The sequence below is a fragment of the Bacteroides hominis genome, assembly GCF_033042785.2.
Taxonomy (GTDB): Bacteria; Bacteroidota; Bacteroidia; order Bacteroidales; family Bacteroidaceae; genus Bacteroides; species Bacteroides hominis.
Genome location: NZ_CP178829.1, coordinates 3,696,571 through 3,716,382 on the forward strand (window position 1 = coordinate 3,696,571; position 19,812 = coordinate 3,716,382).

The 19,812-nt window shown below is 46.5% G+C and carries 19 protein-coding genes and 1 pseudogene; all 20 read right to left on the reverse strand.

The window, feature by feature from the left end; genetic code table 11:
* Positions 1 to 3: 3 nt before the first annotated feature.
* Complete coding sequence (gene traK, locus R3O62_RS15540; RefSeq protein WP_004310175.1) at positions 4 to 618, reverse strand: conjugative transposon protein TraK; 615 nt, start codon at positions 616 to 618, stop codon at positions 4 to 6.
* A gap of 6 nt (positions 619 to 624) precedes the next feature.
* Positions 625 to 1,014, reverse strand: a complete 390-nt coding sequence (locus R3O62_RS15545) for a hypothetical protein (RefSeq protein ID WP_004310176.1) — start codon at positions 1,012 to 1,014, stop codon at positions 625 to 627.
* A gap of 29 nt (positions 1,015 to 1,043) precedes the next feature.
* Positions 1,044 to 2,177, reverse strand: coding sequence for a hypothetical protein (locus R3O62_RS15550; RefSeq protein WP_117833885.1), 1,134 nt, complete (start codon positions 2,175 to 2,177; stop codon positions 1,044 to 1,046).
* A gap of 14 nt (positions 2,178 to 2,191) precedes the next feature.
* Positions 2,192 to 2,962, reverse strand: coding sequence for a DUF5045 domain-containing protein (locus R3O62_RS15555; RefSeq protein ID WP_032577527.1), 771 nt, complete (start codon positions 2,960 to 2,962; stop codon positions 2,192 to 2,194).
* 68 nt (positions 2,963 to 3,030) lie between these two features.
* Positions 3,031 to 3,801 (reverse strand): DNA-methyltransferase, encoded by a 771-nt coding sequence (locus tag R3O62_RS15560; protein ID WP_004310179.1) that lies wholly within the window; start codon positions 3,799 to 3,801, stop codon positions 3,031 to 3,033.
* 210 nt (positions 3,802 to 4,011) lie between these two features.
* On the reverse strand, positions 4,012 to 4,737 hold the full coding sequence (locus R3O62_RS15565; protein ID WP_004322064.1) for a hypothetical protein: 726 nt from the start codon (positions 4,735 to 4,737) through the stop codon (positions 4,012 to 4,014).
* Positions 4,734 to 7,265 (reverse strand): hypothetical protein, encoded by a 2,532-nt coding sequence (locus R3O62_RS15570; RefSeq protein WP_032577526.1) that lies wholly within the window; start codon positions 7,263 to 7,265, stop codon positions 4,734 to 4,736. The genes R3O62_RS15565 and R3O62_RS15570 overlap by 4 nt, the downstream gene beginning before the upstream one ends.
* A 4-nt stretch (positions 7,266 to 7,269) precedes the next feature.
* Positions 7,270 to 7,908, reverse strand: coding sequence for a hypothetical protein (locus R3O62_RS15575; RefSeq protein WP_004322062.1), 639 nt, complete (start codon positions 7,906 to 7,908; stop codon positions 7,270 to 7,272).
* Positions 7,908 to 10,619: a helicase HerA domain-containing protein gene (locus R3O62_RS15580; protein ID WP_004322061.1), complete on the reverse strand. Its 2,712-nt coding sequence runs from the start codon at positions 10,617 to 10,619 to the stop codon at positions 7,908 to 7,910. The genes R3O62_RS15575 and R3O62_RS15580 overlap by 1 nt, the downstream gene beginning before the upstream one ends.
* Before the next feature lie 110 nt (positions 10,620 to 10,729).
* Complete coding sequence (locus R3O62_RS15585) at positions 10,730 to 11,023, reverse strand: DUF4133 domain-containing protein (protein ID WP_117833886.1); 294 nt, start codon at positions 11,021 to 11,023, stop codon at positions 10,730 to 10,732.
* 13 nt (positions 11,024 to 11,036) lie between these two features.
* Positions 11,037 to 11,231 (reverse strand): DUF4134 family protein, encoded by a 195-nt coding sequence (locus R3O62_RS15590; protein ID WP_413958292.1) that lies wholly within the window; start codon positions 11,229 to 11,231, stop codon positions 11,037 to 11,039.
* Between the two features lie 24 nt (positions 11,232 to 11,255).
* Positions 11,256 to 13,067, reverse strand: coding sequence for a reverse transcriptase domain-containing protein (locus tag R3O62_RS15595; RefSeq protein WP_007219429.1), 1,812 nt, complete (start codon positions 13,065 to 13,067; stop codon positions 11,256 to 11,258).
* Positions 13,068 to 13,629: 562 nt separating this feature from the next.
* Positions 13,630 to 13,899, reverse strand: a pseudogene (locus R3O62_RS15600) (DUF4134 family protein); the annotation flags it as partial.
* Between the two features lie 61 nt (positions 13,900 to 13,960).
* Positions 13,961 to 14,284 carry a DUF4134 domain-containing protein gene (locus tag R3O62_RS15605; protein ID WP_004310187.1) on the reverse strand — a complete coding sequence of 108 codons (324 nt, stop codon included), beginning with the start codon at positions 14,282 to 14,284 and terminating at the stop codon, positions 13,961 to 13,963.
* Between the two features lies 1 nt (position 14,285).
* On the reverse strand, positions 14,286 to 14,738 hold the full coding sequence (locus tag R3O62_RS15610) for a hypothetical protein (RefSeq protein ID WP_008640351.1): 453 nt from the start codon (positions 14,736 to 14,738) through the stop codon (positions 14,286 to 14,288).
* 234 nt (positions 14,739 to 14,972) lie between these two features.
* A complete protein-coding gene (locus R3O62_RS15615; RefSeq protein WP_008640349.1) occupies positions 14,973 to 15,860 on the reverse strand; it encodes a toprim domain-containing protein in 888 nt (295 codons plus the stop codon).
* 106 nt (positions 15,861 to 15,966) lie between these two features.
* Entirely contained in the window at positions 15,967 to 17,073 is a 1,107-nt protein-coding gene (locus R3O62_RS15620) for an AAA family ATPase (RefSeq protein ID WP_004310190.1), read from the reverse strand.
* The gene (locus tag R3O62_RS15625; protein ID WP_004322056.1) at positions 17,051 to 17,449 is read right to left on the reverse strand and encodes a helix-turn-helix domain-containing protein; all 399 of its coding nucleotides are present in this window, start codon (positions 17,447 to 17,449) and stop codon (positions 17,051 to 17,053) included. Before R3O62_RS15625 ends, R3O62_RS15620 begins: the two co-directional genes overlap by 23 nt.
* A gap of 176 nt (positions 17,450 to 17,625) precedes the next feature.
* Entirely contained in the window at positions 17,626 to 18,399 is a 774-nt protein-coding gene (locus tag R3O62_RS15630) for a hypothetical protein (RefSeq protein WP_008640347.1), read from the reverse strand.
* A gap of 133 nt (positions 18,400 to 18,532) precedes the next feature.
* A complete protein-coding gene (locus R3O62_RS15635) occupies positions 18,533 to 19,663 on the reverse strand; it encodes a site-specific integrase (RefSeq protein ID WP_005777415.1) in 1,131 nt (376 codons plus the stop codon).
* Between the last annotated feature and the right edge of the window lie 149 nt (positions 19,664 to 19,812).

Genomic DNA, 19,812 nt, shown 5'->3' on the forward strand with positions numbered 1-19,812 from the left:
GATTTAATAGTTACTCTTTGTTTTTTGCTCGATATCTTTGTTCAGCAATGTGCGCCAGTTTACTATGAGCAATCCATGCGGATTATTGTCCGTTCTCGGCACACGTTTAAGTTGCCCTGCCGTAACCAGTTCGCGCATCAGGATATTACTCCGGCGCTCGATTCGCTGCCGACCATAGTAGGTGAACTCCATATTCTTTTTGTCAAAGGAGATACTGTCACAGAATATCGAGAACACCGCGCTCGTACCCAATATATTGGAGTAAAATCCCTTTTCCTTGAGGGTATTGTACTGTGCCAGTCCCGTCTCATCGACCAGGTACATCGCTTTTTCCATCGTATAGCGGATGTATTTGTCGTCCGGTGCGAGAGTAAAAAAGTAATGGTGAAACATTTCTACGTGGCTCTTGGCCTCCACGTCCAGTGTTTCGTCCATCGTCGTGCGGGTTACGAGTATAGGTACATTTCCGTCCAGCACATACACCTTTTTCTGCGCGTCCGTTACCATTGTCCGGGCAGTCCAGATACTTGATACGCTGATGATGATACACCCTGCAAGAAAAGCAGTGCAGATGATGCCCACCAGTCGGATTTTATTCTCCAAATGTTTGATGACCATATACCTTTATTTTTTCTTGTTAGACAATCGTGTGTATTCGTCATGTAACATTGTCATGACTGTATCATGCAACTCCGTCAGAAATTTTTCGAACTTCCCGTCAAAAAGCTGTGTGTAATCTTCCCGCATGATTACATGCACGAATATCCACCAGACACGGCGGTTTCGATTCTTGGCATTTTTCTGCAATTTGACCAGTTGCAGACGATAGGTAAGGTAAGTCATCATAGGGACAATATATCGGTTGTCCCATGTAATGGCTTCGTCCAGTTCTTCATATTCCGGATCAATTCGGTGGTTAGGTGCATAAACGAGTTCTTCGCTTATGCGTTCATTTGCATAGTGCACGAAACGCTCGTTCCTGCACCATTTCTCAATTTTCTGTTGTACATTCATCTTTTGGATATTTAATATTAGGTTTATCATTATCTCATCATCGAGCCGATACCGCCCGTAGCCGTCATTTTGGCCTGCTGCGCCACACCTTCTCCAAAGTTCCGTGTAGAGAAGGCCGTGTCGCCTTCAGGTATCATCCATGCTGCCAAGTCCGGCACGAGGTTTAGGCATTTCAGTGCCACGATACTTGCCGCCATCAAGTAGCCGGCGGAGAAGAAGCTGTTTTGCAAGTAGGCCGCCATTGTCTGTTCGCTTGCTGTGATTGCCGTCAGGTTTTCTACCTGTATGCACAGTACAATGTCGAATAACAGTAGCACATAGAAGCCGACGAAGTAGAGCATTGCACCATAGAAATGTACTGTCAGATACCTTATAAGCCACTTCGCCCATGCACCTTCCCATTTGGGCAACAGCGAGAACGCCCATTGTATAGGTCCGAATATTGTTAACATGCCCAGTAGGATTTGCTGGCAATAGATGGTTGCCCACCATCCGATACGATACACAATCAGAGCGATAAGCATGATGATTTTGTCGATACCTACGATGACTCCTGCCGTCAGTGAGGTAAACCACAGTTCGGCTGCGTCTTTCTCCATCTTCGTCACTTCGTCCACTCCGGTTTGTTCCATGGTCGCTTCTACCAGATTCGGGTCGGAGGTACCCGTGTGAGCGACATCTGCCTGTGCTTGCAAGCTTTGGTACATCGTGTCACGTACATGGATAAGTTGCTGCACTTCCTCGAATTTGTCCGCTATTTGGGTGGCTTCTGCCTCGTACAGGTCATGCGTGTACGAGCCGATGCAGTTCGGGATGTAAGACAGGAAGTCAAGGAAACACCAACTGCTCCCACTGCCAGCCATACCCGTGTCTGCTGGCGGATACCACCAACAGAGGATGATTGAAACAGTCAAAGGACGGAACAGCTTCAGCACATCCAGTGGCTCATGTTTCACCATCATCTTGTACGCCATTCCCGCTGCCATCACAATAGCGAACAGGGCAGCCAGTGCCATGCACATTTGTAGTATCCACCAGAACGGTCCCTGCGAGCCGGTAAAAGTCGCATCAGTCAGGAACTCGTTCGTTTGAAAAATCACATCGTCTATTTCTTCTTCAAGGATATTAATACCGAAATCCGAGAGTATATTTCCGTCTGCCATACGTTTTTGTTTTTTCAGTTCCCTTTGTTTACTGTTTCATCTCCGTCGCCGCTGCCACCCGTGTTATTGCCTGATTGCGGGCCGCGCACGGCAAAGCGCGATTCGTGCCATCGGTTCACCGCATCGCGGACAATACTCTCCTTATCCAGAGTACGGTCAGCGGTAGCATTCAGTAGCGTACTTGTTATCGTAGTATTCTGCCGTTTGGCAAGGTAGCCGACAAGGATTTCGTTCTGTCGAGTTATATCCTCGTAGATGCGCAGATACTCTTTCTTCCGCTGTGCGTTGGGCATATAGGCATCTTTCGTTGCATCAATGGCGCACTGGTAGATATGGTAATATTCCGTCCATCTGTCTTTATCCTCCGGTGTCCCCCCGACAGGCAAGATGCGGTCTATGTTTCGTTTGAACCGTACCATCTGTCCGTTGACCTTATCGCCTTCAGCGACCCATGCGATGTCCGCTTGACGGTCAGCCACGTTCAAGGCTTCTATCTTTGCCCGGCTCACCAATGCCGAGTCGATGGCTTCAGCTTCGTCCGTTTGGTTGTATAGGTGGACGCCCGCCAGTGTGCGGAACGACAGTTTGTTCTTGACTGCTGCCGACTTCTTATACTTGTTGTGCAGTATGGAGTAGTAGAGGTCGGGCGAGAGTGCTCCCGTACCGGTTTCCATTACTGTTACTTGGTTTTGTTTCGGCGAATCGTGGTTATAGGTCACGGATTGTGCCTTTGCCGCCGTGGTTGCAATTATTGTAACCGTCACGAGTAAGAGTATTCTGTCCATATTTACTTTCGGTTATTTGTTATTAATCTTTCAATACTCAATGTGCTTCAATCAGTTAATCACCAGGATTATTCCACATTTCTTTTTATATTATATTCATTTCTAATCCTTTCCTCTCCCCGCAAGAAGTGCATATCATCCTTTTCAATACAAATACATTTTCTATTCGTATGAATACAGGCGATTGCAGTGCTCATGCTTCCAGAGGCAAAATCAAGGACTGTGTCACCCTCTTTCGTGTATGTTTTTATCAGATATTTCAACAATGCGACTGGTTTTTGATTAACATGAATCGTTTTGCCCTCTGATTCCGCAGTTTTAAAATATTTCACACTTCGTGGGTATCTCGTTCCTTTGTTTTCATTTCTGAATGTAGGATTTGGTACCTTGTTTACTCCTGTCCAGTTACTTCCTCTCTTTGTACGATTCTCATAAGGCTCACCTTCCTCCATGATTGGATAATAAGGAGTTCTGCCGTTACAAAAGATACTGATTAGCTCATGCGCTTTTAGAGGTTGCTTTTTAGCAAGAAGGAAATTGCTTGCTTTTGACTTTTCCCATACCCAGTCATATTTAAATTCGGCTAAATTGCCACAGCGTAAAAGGCTGCTGAACGGTTCGCTGCCAAATAAAGCCGTAGGCGCATTATCCTTTCTCACTCTTCTAATCTCCTCCCACATTTTCGAGAATGGTATTATCTTATCCCATTGCGAGGCTGTAATTCCGAAAGGTGGGTCGCATAGAACTAAATCAATACTTGATTCTGGGAGAAGAGGCATTACTTCAAGGCAATCGGCTTTATATAGCGTAATGTCTTTTTCAAAAACGATCTTTTTCATTACATCTTTTATTAATCCAAATGTCCATTTGCCTCTTGGTTATAGGCCAGATAGACTTGTTTGTACTTAAAGTTTCTTTCTCTGTTTGTACTTCTCCGAACATTCAGGACGAAACGCTTTTCCTGCGTTTTAAGATATCCCTTATCAATTTCGGTACATAGAAGTCATAATCTAACTTGTGGCATTATTTACCTCCTTCCTCTTTTACCGTCAATAATCCAGTCGTCCCGCATTGCGCCATCGTCCGAAAGCACCGTCAATAATTTCCCGTTTGGTACGTTCCCGGTAAATCTTCGATTTCCAGTAGCCGATACGTACCTGTATGTATCTCCATGTCTCGATGTATGCCCGGTTCAAGTGTTGCTCAATGCTGTCCAGCGACTTGTTCACGGACTCCAGTACCATAAGCAGGTCGCTGGTCGAGCAGGCCGCTGCGCCCGTGGCATACAGCACGAGGTCGCTCACCGACTTATAGAGGTGTTCTCCCTCGTTGGCGATGTCCCGTATTGCTTTTTCATTGATAGTCAGTATCAGTGCGTCTGACGGCTCGATGTTCCCATGTTTTAGGATTTTCTCATGGAAAGCCTCCAGCATGGTCTTATAGTCACCGATACGGTCACTTACCGAGCTGTAGGTATCCTTCACGTTCAGCACCGTCCGCAGGGATTGGTACATCACGTCGATGACATCAAAGGCACGGGTATAGCGGTCAAGGTCGATATTTACTTCCTTGTATTTGCCCGTCTCCTCACGGCTGTACTCATGCAGCAGTTGGTTGCTGTATTCCAGCGTGCTTCGGGCCAGCAACAGGCTGCGTTGTTTTTTGTGGTCATTTATGTACGCTTCCACCGACACGATATCGAATGTCCATTGGCCCTTGGCGACATCGGGTAGTAGTGCAAGCAACGTAATGGCTATCAGTATAGTGCGTTTCATGGCCGTACCTCCTTTCTGCCACTTCGGGATGTTCGTGCGTTTTCTACCCAGCGGTCATGGCACTCTTCCACGAGTGTCAGCCTACGACCCTCGTCCGTATCGAGTCCCGGTAGCACATCCTTCAGTACGTCGATGATGTTCCGCTTGTAGTGCATCATCTTCTCCAAGGATACGAGGTCGGCGTATATTTTCGTGATACGTGAATCCACTTCTCGTGCGATTTCGAGGCGGTCACTTGACCAAAGCAGGTGGTACACGTCGCTGTTCGGTACTTCTTCCATAGGTTCTGTACGGGCATACTCGGTAGTGATTTTACAGTTGGGATATTCCCGTGCGATTTCCGATATGCGATTATTCACGATTTTAGTCTTTTCCTCGTTCGGCAGGTTCGGATCGAGTGTCAGTACATCGGTAACGTGCGTGTCTGTGTATGCCGAAGTCAATTCCCAACTGATTTGGATAATGGCACGGTGAATCTTGATACCCAGAAAGTATTTCGGCTTCCGTGCGATAGAAATAGTCGCACGGAACGTAATGATACCATTGATGTTCGGCATCGTCGCCTTACGGACGAACGTATAGCCGCTCCATGTACCTCCGTCCTGCCAAGTGAGGCTATAGGCTGTCTTGCAATCCTGCATGATAGCCGGTAGGCGGTAGTAATCATCTGTCGGCACATCGTTCTCTGCTTCCGCTTCCTGCTTTGCATCTGCGTACTCCTTCTGTTTTTGTTGCCACTCGGCAAGTTCGCTTTTCAGTTCCTCGATACGTGTCCGGTTGGAGTTATATTGTTGCCGGTAAGCTGCTGCGTCTTCCACGCTCGCCTCGGCAATTTTTTTCAGAAGGTCGGCGTTTTCCTTTTCCAAGGCACTAATCTGAGATTGAAGAACGGCGACTTGATTGTCCGCTTCCCGTATCAGTGCGTCCAGTTCTGAAAGGTCCAGTTCGTTCTCCGTTACCGAGGTCTGCATGACGCACTCTTTGGAGTGGGCATCCAGTGAGCCGCCACACTTGCGACACTTGTATTGTGTCGAGCCTTGTCCCAGCGTCGCCCCGTCTGAACAGGTTACACTGATGGTCACGCTTTCGCATCCCTGCAATTTTGCGGCATCCGTCGCCTGATAATAGTTCCGTGCATCGGATGCTATGTAATAGACATAGCCTTCCTCGTTGTCATTGAACTCCGAGAGGCGGGCATTGAGCTGCGCTTTGAACGTATTCAAATCCATCGAATAGGAGTCGAAGACATCCTCATAGACCACCTCCGTCCGATTCCAACTCTGTGTCACGTGTATCTCGTAGGCGTATGCCTTCTTTGTCTGTTTGTTACCCTTACTGATGATATAGGCCTGTTGTCGGGTATTGATAGTATAGGTGTAGCCATCGTTGCTATTGTTGAGCTGTTGCACTCGGCTTCTTGACCATCCGGCATACCGTTCTGAATTGGCGAGGGCCTGCTCCCGTTGCGAAGCGTTCGGATAAAATCCCGGATCACTCGTGTTAAAGCGTGTCCATGCGCCCCCATTCAATATGCTGTTGTCGTCTGTCGGTGGGTAGTAGTCGCATAGAGAAATGCTTCCTTGATCACGCCGTGCGATATACCACCGTTGCGTGTAATAGTTCCCGACAGCATTGTCCATATAGTCGGTCATCCACGATGTGAGGTCGTAGTTGCTGAAATTGAACAATGCGGCCACGCTATCCTGACCGCCCACCATGTCGATTAGCAGACTGCCGATGTCATGTTCCGCCTGCTCGAAGAGAGTACCGTAGTGTTCATACAGGTTGCCGATTTCATTGACTTTGCCACCCAGCAGGTCATGGAACGCACTACTTTGCAGTAGAGCGTCACCGAGGTTCTCCATACCTGATGTTGCCAGCCCTACGCCCATGTTATAAAGGTTGTCAATGTCGCCCTTTAAGTTCTCAATCGTGAAATTGCCCGGCACTTTGGTAAAGTTGTCCAACATCCGTTGCCAATCGGTACCGCCCAATTCTGCGAGGTTCAGCAAGGTGGCAATGTCGCGGTCAATTTCCAGAAAAGCGATGTCCGAGAACGACAGCGTGCTGTTTGTCACCACACTTTCGAACTGCATACACAGGCTCTTCGTATCGTCGCACACCTTCATCAGATAGCTGCCCCAGTGGATTGCTGTTTGTGGTGAGCGCAGCATCAGCTTCGCCACCACCCATATTTTCGGCATGATTTTTTCTGCCACCATGTGGTAAATTCGACGATAGTAGTAATTTTCCGTGCTGCTGCACCAGATGCCAAGGTCGGACAGAGCCTTGTGTTCCAAAAATTTGGAAGAAAATATCCCTGCTGCCGCCACTTCTGCCGCCGTATAGTGTTTCAGAATATCATCCACCTGCTCGCGGTAGTAGCTTTCGGCTACTGCCTCCGTGCCGAATGCTGCGGCCATGGCCGCCACGGTACGAGCGTCATAGTTCACGCTGTAATATTGTGCGTGAACGTGCTGTGTCAGGGCAGGCAATAGGATAACCCAAAAGATAAACAGCCGTTTCATCGTTTCAGACCTCTTTTATGTATTCCGGTTCCTTGTGATTGAAATACCACCGTTCAGATTCGATACAATTCTCCGTGACAAGTCGGCAGAACATATCATGTATGATGGTAGTATCCTTGATGGCCCTTTTGATCCGGGCTTCTTGGGAGCCGAACCATCTCAAAAAGAAAGGCTGGTTTAGATAAGTTTCGCGCACGGTCTGATAACGTAGCCATCCCAAGTCACTTAGTCTTTTTTCACTCATCGGACTACTGTTCAGTTCCCTGAATAGTTCTTCTCGAAACCTGTTTTCATCGAAGACAGGTTTGCTGTTACATAGCCTGTCGCACATATCGTAAAACTCCTTTTCTTTGGGGTTTTCTTCATAATACCGGTTCAAATACGCTTCCAGTTCTACATCGGACATACCCAACCGAAGGGAATACTCTGCCAACAACCGTTCGATGGCGGCTACTTTGTCCGGTGTCATGTCATCCATGCGGAGCAGGTTCTCCTTGGACAGCATACAAAACTCCCGGAGGGACAAAACAGTGAGTTCCGGATTGCTGACAGAGATTTGTTCGCGCGTCAAGCTGCTTTCAAACCCCATCATATTTATCCCGTAGCCCAGTGACAGGGTGATTAAAATCCTTTTCGTTTTCATTATGATGTTATTTTAGTGGTTAAGTTCAGTACACATCCCGCTTCATTAACTTTCTGCGCAAACGGCAATGCCTTGCCGATACCGCTGGTATTCCAGTCGCGGCAATATGCCTCGATAGCCTCTTGGTGGCTGCATTGTAACTCGCGCTTGTAAAGCTTCAGAGCCTCTTTCTCCGCTCGTTCGGTCGTGTAAGTCATGTAGCACTCGCGCGGTTCTTCCACGCCATAAACACCGCTGGTCGTGCCCCGACGGATAAACACCTCGCGGAAGAAGCTGCGTCCTTCCTTGTTTTCAAGGCGGTTAATGGTGAAAATTTTCTTACAGTCCACGTCCGTTAGGCCAAGAATCGTCTTGATGGTGTCGAAACGTTCCTTGAATTTGCTCTGGTCAAGCAGCATCACCACATCCGAGTTATTGATGATGGCCTCTTTCACGATTTCGCTGCCGATGATGTCTTGTATTTCCTGTGTCACCACGCCCACACTGGCCCAGAATTTACGCGCTGTTTTGTACATAAATTTAATGTACTCCGCCATCAGCGGGCTGGCGATGGCTTTCCATGCTTCCTCGATGACAAGGACTTTGCGGTTCTTCTTGATGCGCATTTTTTGCAAGAAAACATCCATGATAATCAGCGTGACCAAAGGAAAAAGCAGCGGGTCATCTTTTATGCTGTCGATTTCGAAGACCACGAACGTCTCGTCGAACAGCGAGCTGTCCATGTTCTCGTTCAGCGTTTTTTCGTGGTTGCCGCCCAAATAGAAGTCCTTCATCATATAGCGGTATGTCGAGAGGTCGATGCCCGTGATACGGTTCTCCTCACAGATATCCGGGATGCGCTGCACGGAATATTCATAGAAAGAGTTGAATGACAGTTCCTCCACTTTCAGTTCCTTGCGTCGGCCCTCTATCTCGTCAATGATACCCTCGATGCGGACCGCGCGTTCCCGTTCGCTTTCGTGCCGCTTCTCACTGCTGTTGCGGTCATCAATAACGAGGCTCTTACGCAAGTCCTCACGCTGTTGGGGTGTGAAGCCCTCGAAACCATTGAAGTAGGCGTCGTAATATTCCGTGATGACGTGCTCTATCAGACGGTCTTCCGTCTTTGTGACCGTTCCCTGCGTACCTTTCCAGATAAGCAAGACGAGGTTTTTCAAGAATCCCGTTTTTTCTACGTTCATCTCTTCCCGATTGATACGGAACGGATTCATCGTGATGGGCCGTTCCTCGGTATAGCTGATATACTTGCCGCCGAAATACTCGCATAGCCCCTCGTATGAGTTACCCGTATCGACCATTACCACGTCCGTCCCCTGTTCATGCAACTGGCGCACGACGGAGTTCATGTGGAAACTCTTTCCGCTGCCCGAAGGCCCCAGGCAGAAAAAATTCGAGTTGTCGGTCAGCTTGTTCTTTCCCTCTTTTCCCGTGATGTCGATAGCTACCGGAACACCTTGACGGTCAGTATAATAAATTTTTATCGGCGTTTCCTCACTATGCTGCACCCGTTCCTTGTACATCAGGCATACCGCAGCGTCGGAGAGGGTCAGAAAACGGTCATATTCCTCGTTCAGGCTGTAACAGTTGCCCGGAAACGAACTGACGAACAGTTCCAGTTGGTTGTATGCACGCTTACTGATATGTATGCCCATGCGCCCAAAAGCGTTTTCCAAGTGATTCGTGCATTTTTGAAGGTCGGTGTCGGCAGGCACGCCCACCACCATGTTGAAGTGTGTGTACACGAGCAGTTTGCTTTCACGGGCTATTACGTCCTGTACCTGCTTGATGTCCTCTACGGCCATTTGGTTACTTGGATTGGGGATGCTTGCGTGCCGGTTCTTCTTTTTGTCGAGTAATGCCAGTTCACGCTTCTGACTGGGCAGGAAAATAATTTGGTTGTACACCACCGTTTCTGCGTTCGGAATATTATCCACCACCGAGACAAGATCCACTGGCATCTCGGTATTATTCACCTCGATATTGGTATAGGGACGTATCAGCGAGGGGAGTGCGGCGCAGTCCACGTCCACGAGGCTGTACACCTTACAGCGTTTGTCACCCATAGATACCGTTTCGTCGTCAGCCTTGACATTCGTCATCGAGACCGTACGGTCTTTGAAGTTCATCGCAAAGTAACGGTCCACATATTCGCTTGCCTCGGCTTTGTTCAGAAATTTCACTTGTACACCGCTGTCGCGTAGTAGGTCTCGAACCTTATAAATTTTCACGAGGAAATCGCGCCATTTCTTGCTATCGTAAGAGAAAAGACGACTCTTCTTGGCTTCCTGTGTGATAGTCAGATAGCAAAGGCTGTCCGTGTACGGACGCCCATTAAAATAACGGAAGTACGATGCTGAGAGAAATTCTTGATTATGCTCCGGCTCGTTCGCGAACTGTTTTCTCACGAAGATGTCCTGTTTGTGTAAGGCATATCCTTCGCCCAGTGTTTGCGCAAGGGCAGAGAATAGATGCGTGAAATCGTAATAGCTGTCAATGTCCGCCGAATACTTCTGTACCGGATTTTCGATTTTTAAGACGGCGGAATATTCACCCGTCTTGGTGTACAGCACACCCACACCATCTGTATCTTCCACAGAGAAATAGATATTCTGAAAGATGTGCTTGCGCTTGCCGCCCGTACCGAACGTATAGACTGACAAGGCCATACCCGTACATAGGGCGATGAAAAATAAAATGATATATAGGGTCATTCCGATATTCGTTCATTAAATAGGGGCAGGTCTGCCTCGGCTGGAGGCGGACCCGCCCGCGTTCAACAATCAATCAGCCACACACATTGCCGTGATGGTTTTTCTTATAGTCATAATTTGTGCGAATAGGCATACACATACACTCCACGTTTTACATTTTTGCTGTGCAGCCCTTTTCGCTGTTTGAGGATGATAAGCACGATTCCCGCAGATAAGACAGTTGCCAATACGACCAGTCCGGCCACAAAGCCCATAAGACAGTAGGCGGCGATAAAGCCCACAATGGCTCCACCAGCCACGCCTGCCGCCCAATAGATGTAGCGGCCTTGTAATCCCATCAGCTCCAAAGGCCGTTGTAACCCCTTGAACAGCGGATAATCCGGATAACGTCCGTCATTAATCATTTCCCCTGACTGTTTATGCGTTAATTCCGAAGAATAGAGGTAATGCTTGGGCTGCCGCAATCAAGAAAAGGCACGCCCCAACTACCATTATAATCTTCTTCTTGACATCCTGTTCCTCGTTGTGTGGGCTAAGCACCCAGCGCCATACCCACCTTGCGGTGGGCGGTTTCCGAGTACTCGCCCCCAAACCGTACTTACATGTCTCCATGTATACGGCTTTCCATTAGTAACATTACTCTTTACCATAGTTCTGAATCATTGAGTTGCAGTCCTCGCAGACAACAAGTGTCTTGCGATGTCTTTGGAGCATCAGTTTCTCCCACTCATTATTGCCTTTCAGCTTGGTGAGTGTCCTCACATGGTGCATGACTACTTTCCCATCCTTACCACAAAGTTCACACCGTCCATCCTTCAACCTTTCCACAAGGCTCGGATATGGCACATACATGGTCTGTGGCAGTTTGTCATAGTCAACATCGAACTGCGCATTTCTCTTTTTGAAACCCTCATTGTAGAAGACTCTGTACTTCTGCTTTCCCTTGGCATCGTTGTACGGAATGACAAAGTCCTTGTCCTTCTGATACTTCTGGCGAACTTTCCTTGCGGAAGTGTTCAGTTTCCAGCCAAGTGTCTTGAACATACTCATCTTCATAATGAAGGCGAAAGATGCACATTCTTTGGACACGTTTGCGGCAAGTGAATAGTAGTTGTAAAGTCCTCTGATTTCCGCATTGTATTGGGCAAGAATATCTTCGGGCTTCATTGGAGTCATATATCTGCGAGGCTTTGACCACCAAATGTCTTTGCCGTCAATGTTTCTGACCTCCAAAGCGTTGTATTCAGTGAGCTTCTTTTGTATCACAGCCGAGTTAAGGGTTAACACCACTGCGCCGTTGAAGTCTCTTTTGAGTACTCCGTCCCTGTTCCTTTTCACTGCATCTGACTTTCTGATGAAGATTTCATATCCAAGAAATTTCGCCTTGTCTTGTGCGTGTGTTATCAAAGTTTTCTCATCGGACAATTCAAGTTTGAGTTGTTCTCTCATGAATTGGGTGATGTCCGCTTTGATGGTCTCGCATTCAGACTTGCTTCCGATAACCGATATAAGGAAATCGTCCGCGTATCTTACATACTGCAATCTTCTAAAGTCCGCATCCATTGCATCCTTGTGAGGAGTGGACAGCATCTGTTTGCTCAGTTGGGCAATTTCATACAGATAGTTTTTCCGCATCTGCTCATCGGATGTTTTCTGCAACTTCTGTTTCAGCCTGTTCTTCTTATTGTTCAAACGCCAGTATTCGGGATTGATGCTGCGTCTGTCACCTTTGCGGAATTTGGCTGCGTACTCCTTGATATACTTGTCGAACTTGTCAAGGTAGATGTTAGCCAATATGGGGCTGATTATTCCACCTTGCGGAGTTCCTGAGTACGTCTTGTTGTACTTCCAGTCCTCCACATACCCTGCATTGAAGAATTTACGGATAAGTCTTAGGAAGCGTTCGTCTGATATGCGTTCACGAAGAATGCTAATCAGTACGTTGTGGTCTATGTTGTCAAAGAAGCCTTTGATGTCTCCCTCGATAAACCACTTTGCTCCCGCAAAAGACTTCTGTATCATACCCAATGCCGTGTGGCAGCTTCGGTGCGGTCGGAAACCATGTGAAGTGCCTTCAAAATGACCTTCATAAATGGCTTCAAGCAGCAGTCTAACTACCTCCTGCACCAATTTGTCCTCGAATGAGGGAATACCGAGCGGACGTTTCTTGCCGTTCTTCTTCGGTATGTACACTCTGCGTGCAGGGTGGGGTTGGTAACTTTCGTCCTTTAAGGACACAATCAATCTTTCAATCCTTTCAAGACTCATCTCATCGATGGTCTTGCCGTCAGTTCCGGGTGTCATGTTGCCTTGCTTCGCATAGATGCGTTGGTAGGCTACAGCGAACATCTCTTCACTGAACAGATACCGATACAGTCGCTCGTACTTATAATCCGAACTTTGACTGTGGTCACTTAGAGCTTTTAATACTCTTTCTGATTTTTCCATACGTCTTACACGTTTTCAAAATTTGTATTAAAACATTACTAACTGTTCCCCTTCGCCATGTACAAGGCATTACCTTGCTCGGACTACTATGGGAACTCCGTTACCATATTGGATATTCAAAGCCAAAGCTCATAGCCACTTTCATGGCTTTCCAACTTAGGTAATCTCCGTTTAGCTGCATGATAACTATTAGCACGACAGATTGTCGGATACGACTTCCGCCCTTTTCTCCGCTTACTGCGGTTGCGTTGTGGCTGGTTCTTTGCTATAACACCAATGACGTTGTCTAAGTGCCACAATGCGACGTTTGTAAAAGCCTTCCGTCGCAGCTACATCTTTTGTCGCTGGGCTATCGTTCAATCAGTATGGACTTTATCCTCATATCTGTCTTTCTCCCTCGCAATTCAGTCGCAGTCTGGCTTTTGACTGACTTATTGCTTTCCCAAAGTGCTATTTTCACCTTTAGGTTTCCCCTCGGGCTTATTTGGGTGGAAGTAGGTCACTTGAACCCTGACCTATCCTCTTGCTAAAGAGGTATTTATCATGCAACCATTACGGACGCACTCATGGCAATATACACCGAAATGGCTCCGATGATGGCCACGACACCAGCAATGGCATAGCAGAGTTTGACCATGACAGGAACGTATTTCACGATTTCCTCCGCTACGGTTGATAGAGCTGTCGTACCGGCCGAGTAATCGCCTGCTGTACTTTGAGCCATAGCAGGTATGCCTCCCAACAGGGCAATGATTAACATTCTTACTTTGGTGGAAACTTGCATGATGGTTTTCTTTGCCTTTCGGCACATTCTTTTGAATTTCTGAAACATATTTATTACATTTTTGTGGTACTCTTGTTTTTTGAATTTATTTTACACTTCTGTCAGCCACCTATATGCGGTAGCCGAAGAAAGCAGGGAACACGATTGAAGCACCAATGATGAAGAGGCACGCACCGACAAGTGATACGATAGACTTCACCACGCCGTCCTCGCCTGTGTTCATTTTGATATAGATCTGGAGCGCGGCAACGACTACGAAAACCGAGGCGACAGCGTAGCAGATGTACAGCACGTACAGCATCATCGTCACCACGAAGTCGTGCATCGTTGCCAGTGCGTCTGCACCCCAACTGTAGTTTACGCTGCCACTTTTGGCGAATGCCGCATAAGGGACAAAGCACAGTGCACATAATATTTTTTTTGCTTTCGACATTTTACAATCGGTCTTTGAGAGGTTTCCATACCAGTTTCGGACGGTTGCCCGTCTTTCCTTTGGCAAGCATCGCTTTGTATAGTTCGTCTGCCGTGTATGCGTCCGACAGGTAGGTCTCGGTTTCTTCCATCTGTTCCTCCGCTTGGGCTTTCAGGCGTTTTAGCTTCTCCGCCACGGCTATCTCGCCATTATTGTCTGCGGTTTCCGTCTCCTGTGGTGCAGGCGAAGCGGTAGGGGCAACATCTGTTTCATATTTCTCATTACCCACATTGAATCCCGTATCGCTCTCCGTCACGTACACACTCTGTTCATCTTCTGGCGCACCGAGGTCAAATACCTCTTCTTCCGGCTTGCCATTTCCTTTTTTTCCATAAAGGTCCTGCACGATGATAACTGCATAATAGACGAGATAGGCAACCGTCAGGACAATGGTGAAAATAAAATATGATTTCATATATTTTTGTATAATATGATTTTTATATTTGGTTGTGTGTGCAAAATAAGAATGGATAATTTGAAAGATAAAATTATTGATTATAAAACGTATCGTTTCAATATAACATTTTTTCAAAATCTAAAAATCATATTTCAAAATCATATTCAAATATGATTTTGGATAAGAAAACAGGAAAAGTCGGGATATAAAAAAAGCCCTCCGTGATGAAGGAGGGCTTAGGGAGCGGGTTGTTCATTGTTTCTTCCCACGTAAGTAGTCGTTCAGGTCTTTGTAACCGGCATAACAGTTTGATTCGTTATAGACGCATCTGCCATACATCCCGGCTATGGTTTCCACTGTCTTTTGTCCGGCAAGGTCATTGTCAAGGTAACAGTGAATATACGTGTATTTTTGCAAATACGTCAATGTCCTTTTCAGATTACTGACCGAGTTCATAACAAGGTAGTCACAGGGGGCATTAATGCAAATGGCACTATCGTCCGTCTGTTTTAGGGTTAGATAGGACAGAAAGTCCATGAATCCTTCAAATAGGCAGACACGGCTCTGTGCCTCACCACGCGATTGGGGTATCAAGGAAATGTCCTTGTTCTTGATACATCCTTTGTAATAAGGGTTTCGTACCTCGTATCCACCGGATATATTGCCAAAGGCCAGTGCAAAGTAACGTCTCTGGCGCAGTTCGTAATGGACTTCCTTGCAGAACATTCGTCCGATATCCGAATCAATCATACGTGAATGGAGATATGAGAGCAGTGCGTGGTGTCGCAGCGGCACGATAATCAAATTCTTCATGTCGGCTTCTACTGGTCGAGAGGTTGCGGGCAACGCCCGGGTTTTCGGCAGCGACACACCATTGACATACCGTTTGATGTATGCTAATGCTTCACTCACACTTTTAGTTCCGCAAAGGTACTTACCCAGTTCCACAAGGTCGCCTCCGGTGGCCTCGCCAAAATCATACCATTCATTCAGCCGGTCATTGACTTTGAACGATGGCGTCACCTCTTTCCTGAGAGGCGAAAGATACCAATATTGCTCTGATTTCATATACTGCGCACGGTGGCCGAGCAGGGCCAAAAAGTCCACGATACGCACTCGTTTTGCTTCGTCTATGGTCATATTAAATTTCTTTTCACTTGTTTGTACAAAAGCGGTTTAGTTTAGTTTGCGCCCCTATATATATAAATACTAAATTAAACTGAATTATATAGGCCCGCGCCCGCTCTCATTCTTCATCGAAAAGCATGGTTTCTGCCTGTGTCATGTCATAATAAAAAAGTTTATCTCGTTTGATAACCAGTTTTAAGGTGTCAGTCAGATATTGCAGCAGTTTGACCATTACATTTCTCCCACGCTTAAACCCGATTGCCTCGTAAGCAGTCATCATGGCTTGCAGCATATTTTCAAACCCACGGATGGGTTTGTCTCCAAATGCAGCGGAAAGGGCTTCACGGTGCTGTTCGATGCTTAGTTCCATAAAACCCGTCCGCTGTTTCGGTTTCTGATGTGGGGCATTCTCAAACAAATGCCCTTCTGCGAGAACCGGGAGCCCGCCCTCATTGACAGTGAAAGCAAAAGGTTTAAACTCTTTCTCACGGATGTGCAACGCATGAACTTCGCTGACGTTGGGACAATCGTTGTTTTTGCTGATGACCAGTACAGTCTCCGCCTTGTTGCTCATTTCCGTACCGATATGCCCGCGCACATTGTTATCTCCTTTATTCAAGTGTAGCACACAGTGGATATGCAGGTCATACTTTGATGACCATTCCATCATCTTGTTAATGACTTCCACGGACTCACCGGTACTGTTTATGTCAAGCATCAGGTCACGGATACCGTCGATGATAACAAGTCCGTATCCTTTTCTTTGACGTAAGGCGTAGTCGATGACCCCAATGCGTATTGCCGGAGAGTATTCGCGCAAGCAAATAAAGTCGAGGTTTTCACTGTCGGTTGTAGTGGGCAGTCCGGCAAGCCGCAAGATGCGTTCCAGTACATTATGACAATGGAAGCGGCTCTGCTCCGTGTCCACGTACAGAATCTTGCGTTTACCTTCCGGGAGGTGCGCCCGGTAGTTCAGCACTTGTTTCCCTGCCAGCGATGCAGCGACAATGGCCGAAACGTTAAATGTTTTTTTTGATTTCGCCTTGCCGGTTGATGCGCTGAAGTTGCCGAGCGTAGCAATGGTCGAGTTGTCTATCCAGATAATCTGTGGCGGCGTTTCATAGGTATCCGTCGCCCGAATCTGCGAGGCGGAGAGGATATCCGATAAGAAATCCTCCTCCGGCCTCATATCCACATTATATTCAGTTCTTCTTTCGTTTTCCATGGCGTCTTTGATTAAAGAAAGGTTGTGTGGCAGCGGCCTCGTTTGCCATACGTGCTGCTTCATCTACGGTTGGTTCATAATTCTGTAAAAGCCATTCATCCAGATCTTCTTTGGCGAAATATATCATTTTGCCACGTGGCTTGTAGTGCGGAATCTCCTTGCCTGATGTTAGCTTGTACAGCATACTCTCGGATATTCCGATATACATACAAGCCTCTTGGAAGGTAAACACCTGTTTGGTGGTATATATATTTTTTTCCAGCAATGCGATGCGTTCCAACAGACTTTCTATCGGATCTAATTTCTTTAGGATGGCTTCGACGCTTGTAAGCCGTTCACTCAGCCGTTCCATGAATGTCAATCTATTATTTTGCATAAATGAGTTATTATAAATTTAGACAATGAAGTATATCCTCCGTTATGTAGCGCGCTAACGGAGGTCAAAGATAGGGCAACCCAAAAGGTCAGCGTGAGTTTGTACCGTGATAGTAACCACGTATCACGGCAACTGTCACGCTTTTACCTTTCACATACTTCGCTTATTGGCACTTCTTACCACTCTCTCAGCTCATCAATGGCTCGTCTGATACCGTAACCTGTTGATGTCATGTTGTTACGCAAGGCAGACAGAGCGGATGAAAGGCTTGAAGCTGAAACGAATCCTTTTCCATCCTTGGTTTGCAAGAACCGCCCATTACTGAGAACGGACTGCCATTTGGCTTGGATAAACGAGTGCTCAAGGAGTGTATCAAACAGGATGGCCACATGGCGGATATTGTTTACACGAATACAGAATCCTTCTTTACAGGAAAGCAGGGCTTCCATATCTTCAACGTGTAGGGTAGAAACGCAAAACAGATGATAAGCATTGGCACAAGCTGTAATACCTATCATCTGTTTACGAGTGAGATTGCATCCAAAAGAAAGAGGATAAATTCTTGTCGGTCCATCTTTGCAGCACGTGACGGACTGTGATGGTGGCACAAACGTATCATACGTTCGTTTCAGTTCCATACACTTCTCGAACGAGAAGTCTGCTTCGGTAAAAAATGCTCGGATAAGATGGGAGCAATCGTTTAATAGCCCCTTGATGATATGAATGTTCATTTCATGGCAGTTCCGGCAGACCGCATGGTCACAGTCGATATACCGGTGGCTGTTTACGAAATCCTCCACGTAACGGTAGTACTGCTTATTGCCCGTCACGACATCACGGAGATACATTGTTTTTGCTTCAACGAGCAATGCGAATAATTCTTTCGCTACATCCTGTTCTGCAACAAAATGGTGCAGATGTTTTTTCCCTCCAAAAAGAGAGAGGGCCATTGTTAGGTCTTTTCATGATGAAATATTTTAAATTGGATTTATATGATATATTATAAGAGTGTTGCTCCCGAAAGAGAATCCTGTCGGAACAACACCCTTATAAGTGATTACATATCTGATGTTCATTGCATTGTCAATCGAATAAACCGTTGGTCAGATTTACTGCATCGTCTTTTTTCTTATTGACGATTTTGGCATACACTTGGGTCATCTTTACAGATGTATGACCGAGCAATTTAGATACAGTGTACAAATCGGCCCCCAATGTCAGCATCATTGTGGCGAACGTGTGGCGGGCGGTGTGAAAGGTGAATCGCTTGGAAATTCCGGCGGCTTTGGCCCATGGTTTGATAAGCTGGTTGATACCAGAAGGCAAATCGAACACATGGTCGTCTGCTGTCTTGTCCCCACGTTCCGGCATCCACTTCAACGCTTCATTGGAGAGCGGAAGGTAAATCGGTTCTTTCGTCTTCTGCATGGCTACTGCCAAGCGGTATTGGCCGTTGTCAATAAACACATCTTTCCATTGCAATCCGATAATGTCACTGATACGTAGTCCACAGAAGCAGGAGAACAGGTAGGCACTTTTTACCCCTTCGTTCTGCATTGGTGTAGCGATTAATGATCTCACTTCTTCAATAGTCATATACGAACGCACACTTTCCGGCATCTTGGGCTTCTCCGATTTTTCCATTTCGTTGAATGGATTCTTTAAGATCCGTTTCGCACGGACAGCGGCATTTAACGCACCGTTGAAAATCTGGTAATAGGTATTACGCGTAGAAGCCGAGATGGGTTTTCCTTTGGGACGGTAGTTTGTCAGCATATAGTCGATATAGCCGTGGCAAAAAGTGAGGTCAATCTGATTTAATGTGAATCTTTCTCCTGCATACTCTTTCAAGATACCGGTAACAGATTTTATCTGGCCTATGTTTTTCTTACCACGTTTCTTCTGTTCCTCTTTATAGAGTTGCATCCAGTCCAGCAGATAAACCTTATCCTTGTGATTCATGATACCGGCTTCACCACTTGTCAACTCTATGATACGCTTCGATTTGATTGCATTTGCGGCAGCCATTGTCGTTTCGTTCTGTTGGCGGGCATTACGATCCGTTTCCGGAATAAGATACATTTTCAAATACTCGTATGTCCGCTTACCATTTCGGTATATATCCAGATACAAACTCTTGCTGCCATTGGCCAACTCCTTCGTCCGAAGACGAATCGGCTCCTTTACTTTTATTGGCTTTCTGGTCCTTGGCATATTTGTGTCCTTTTATTCGTTATTTCCTATCACAAAGGTACAAATAAAAAAACGAAATCAAGAAACAAACAAGAAACAAAAATGCACCTAAAAAGAGCAAAGCAACTGAAAACGTAGAAAACAACCGAAAATAAAAACTCGTATATAAA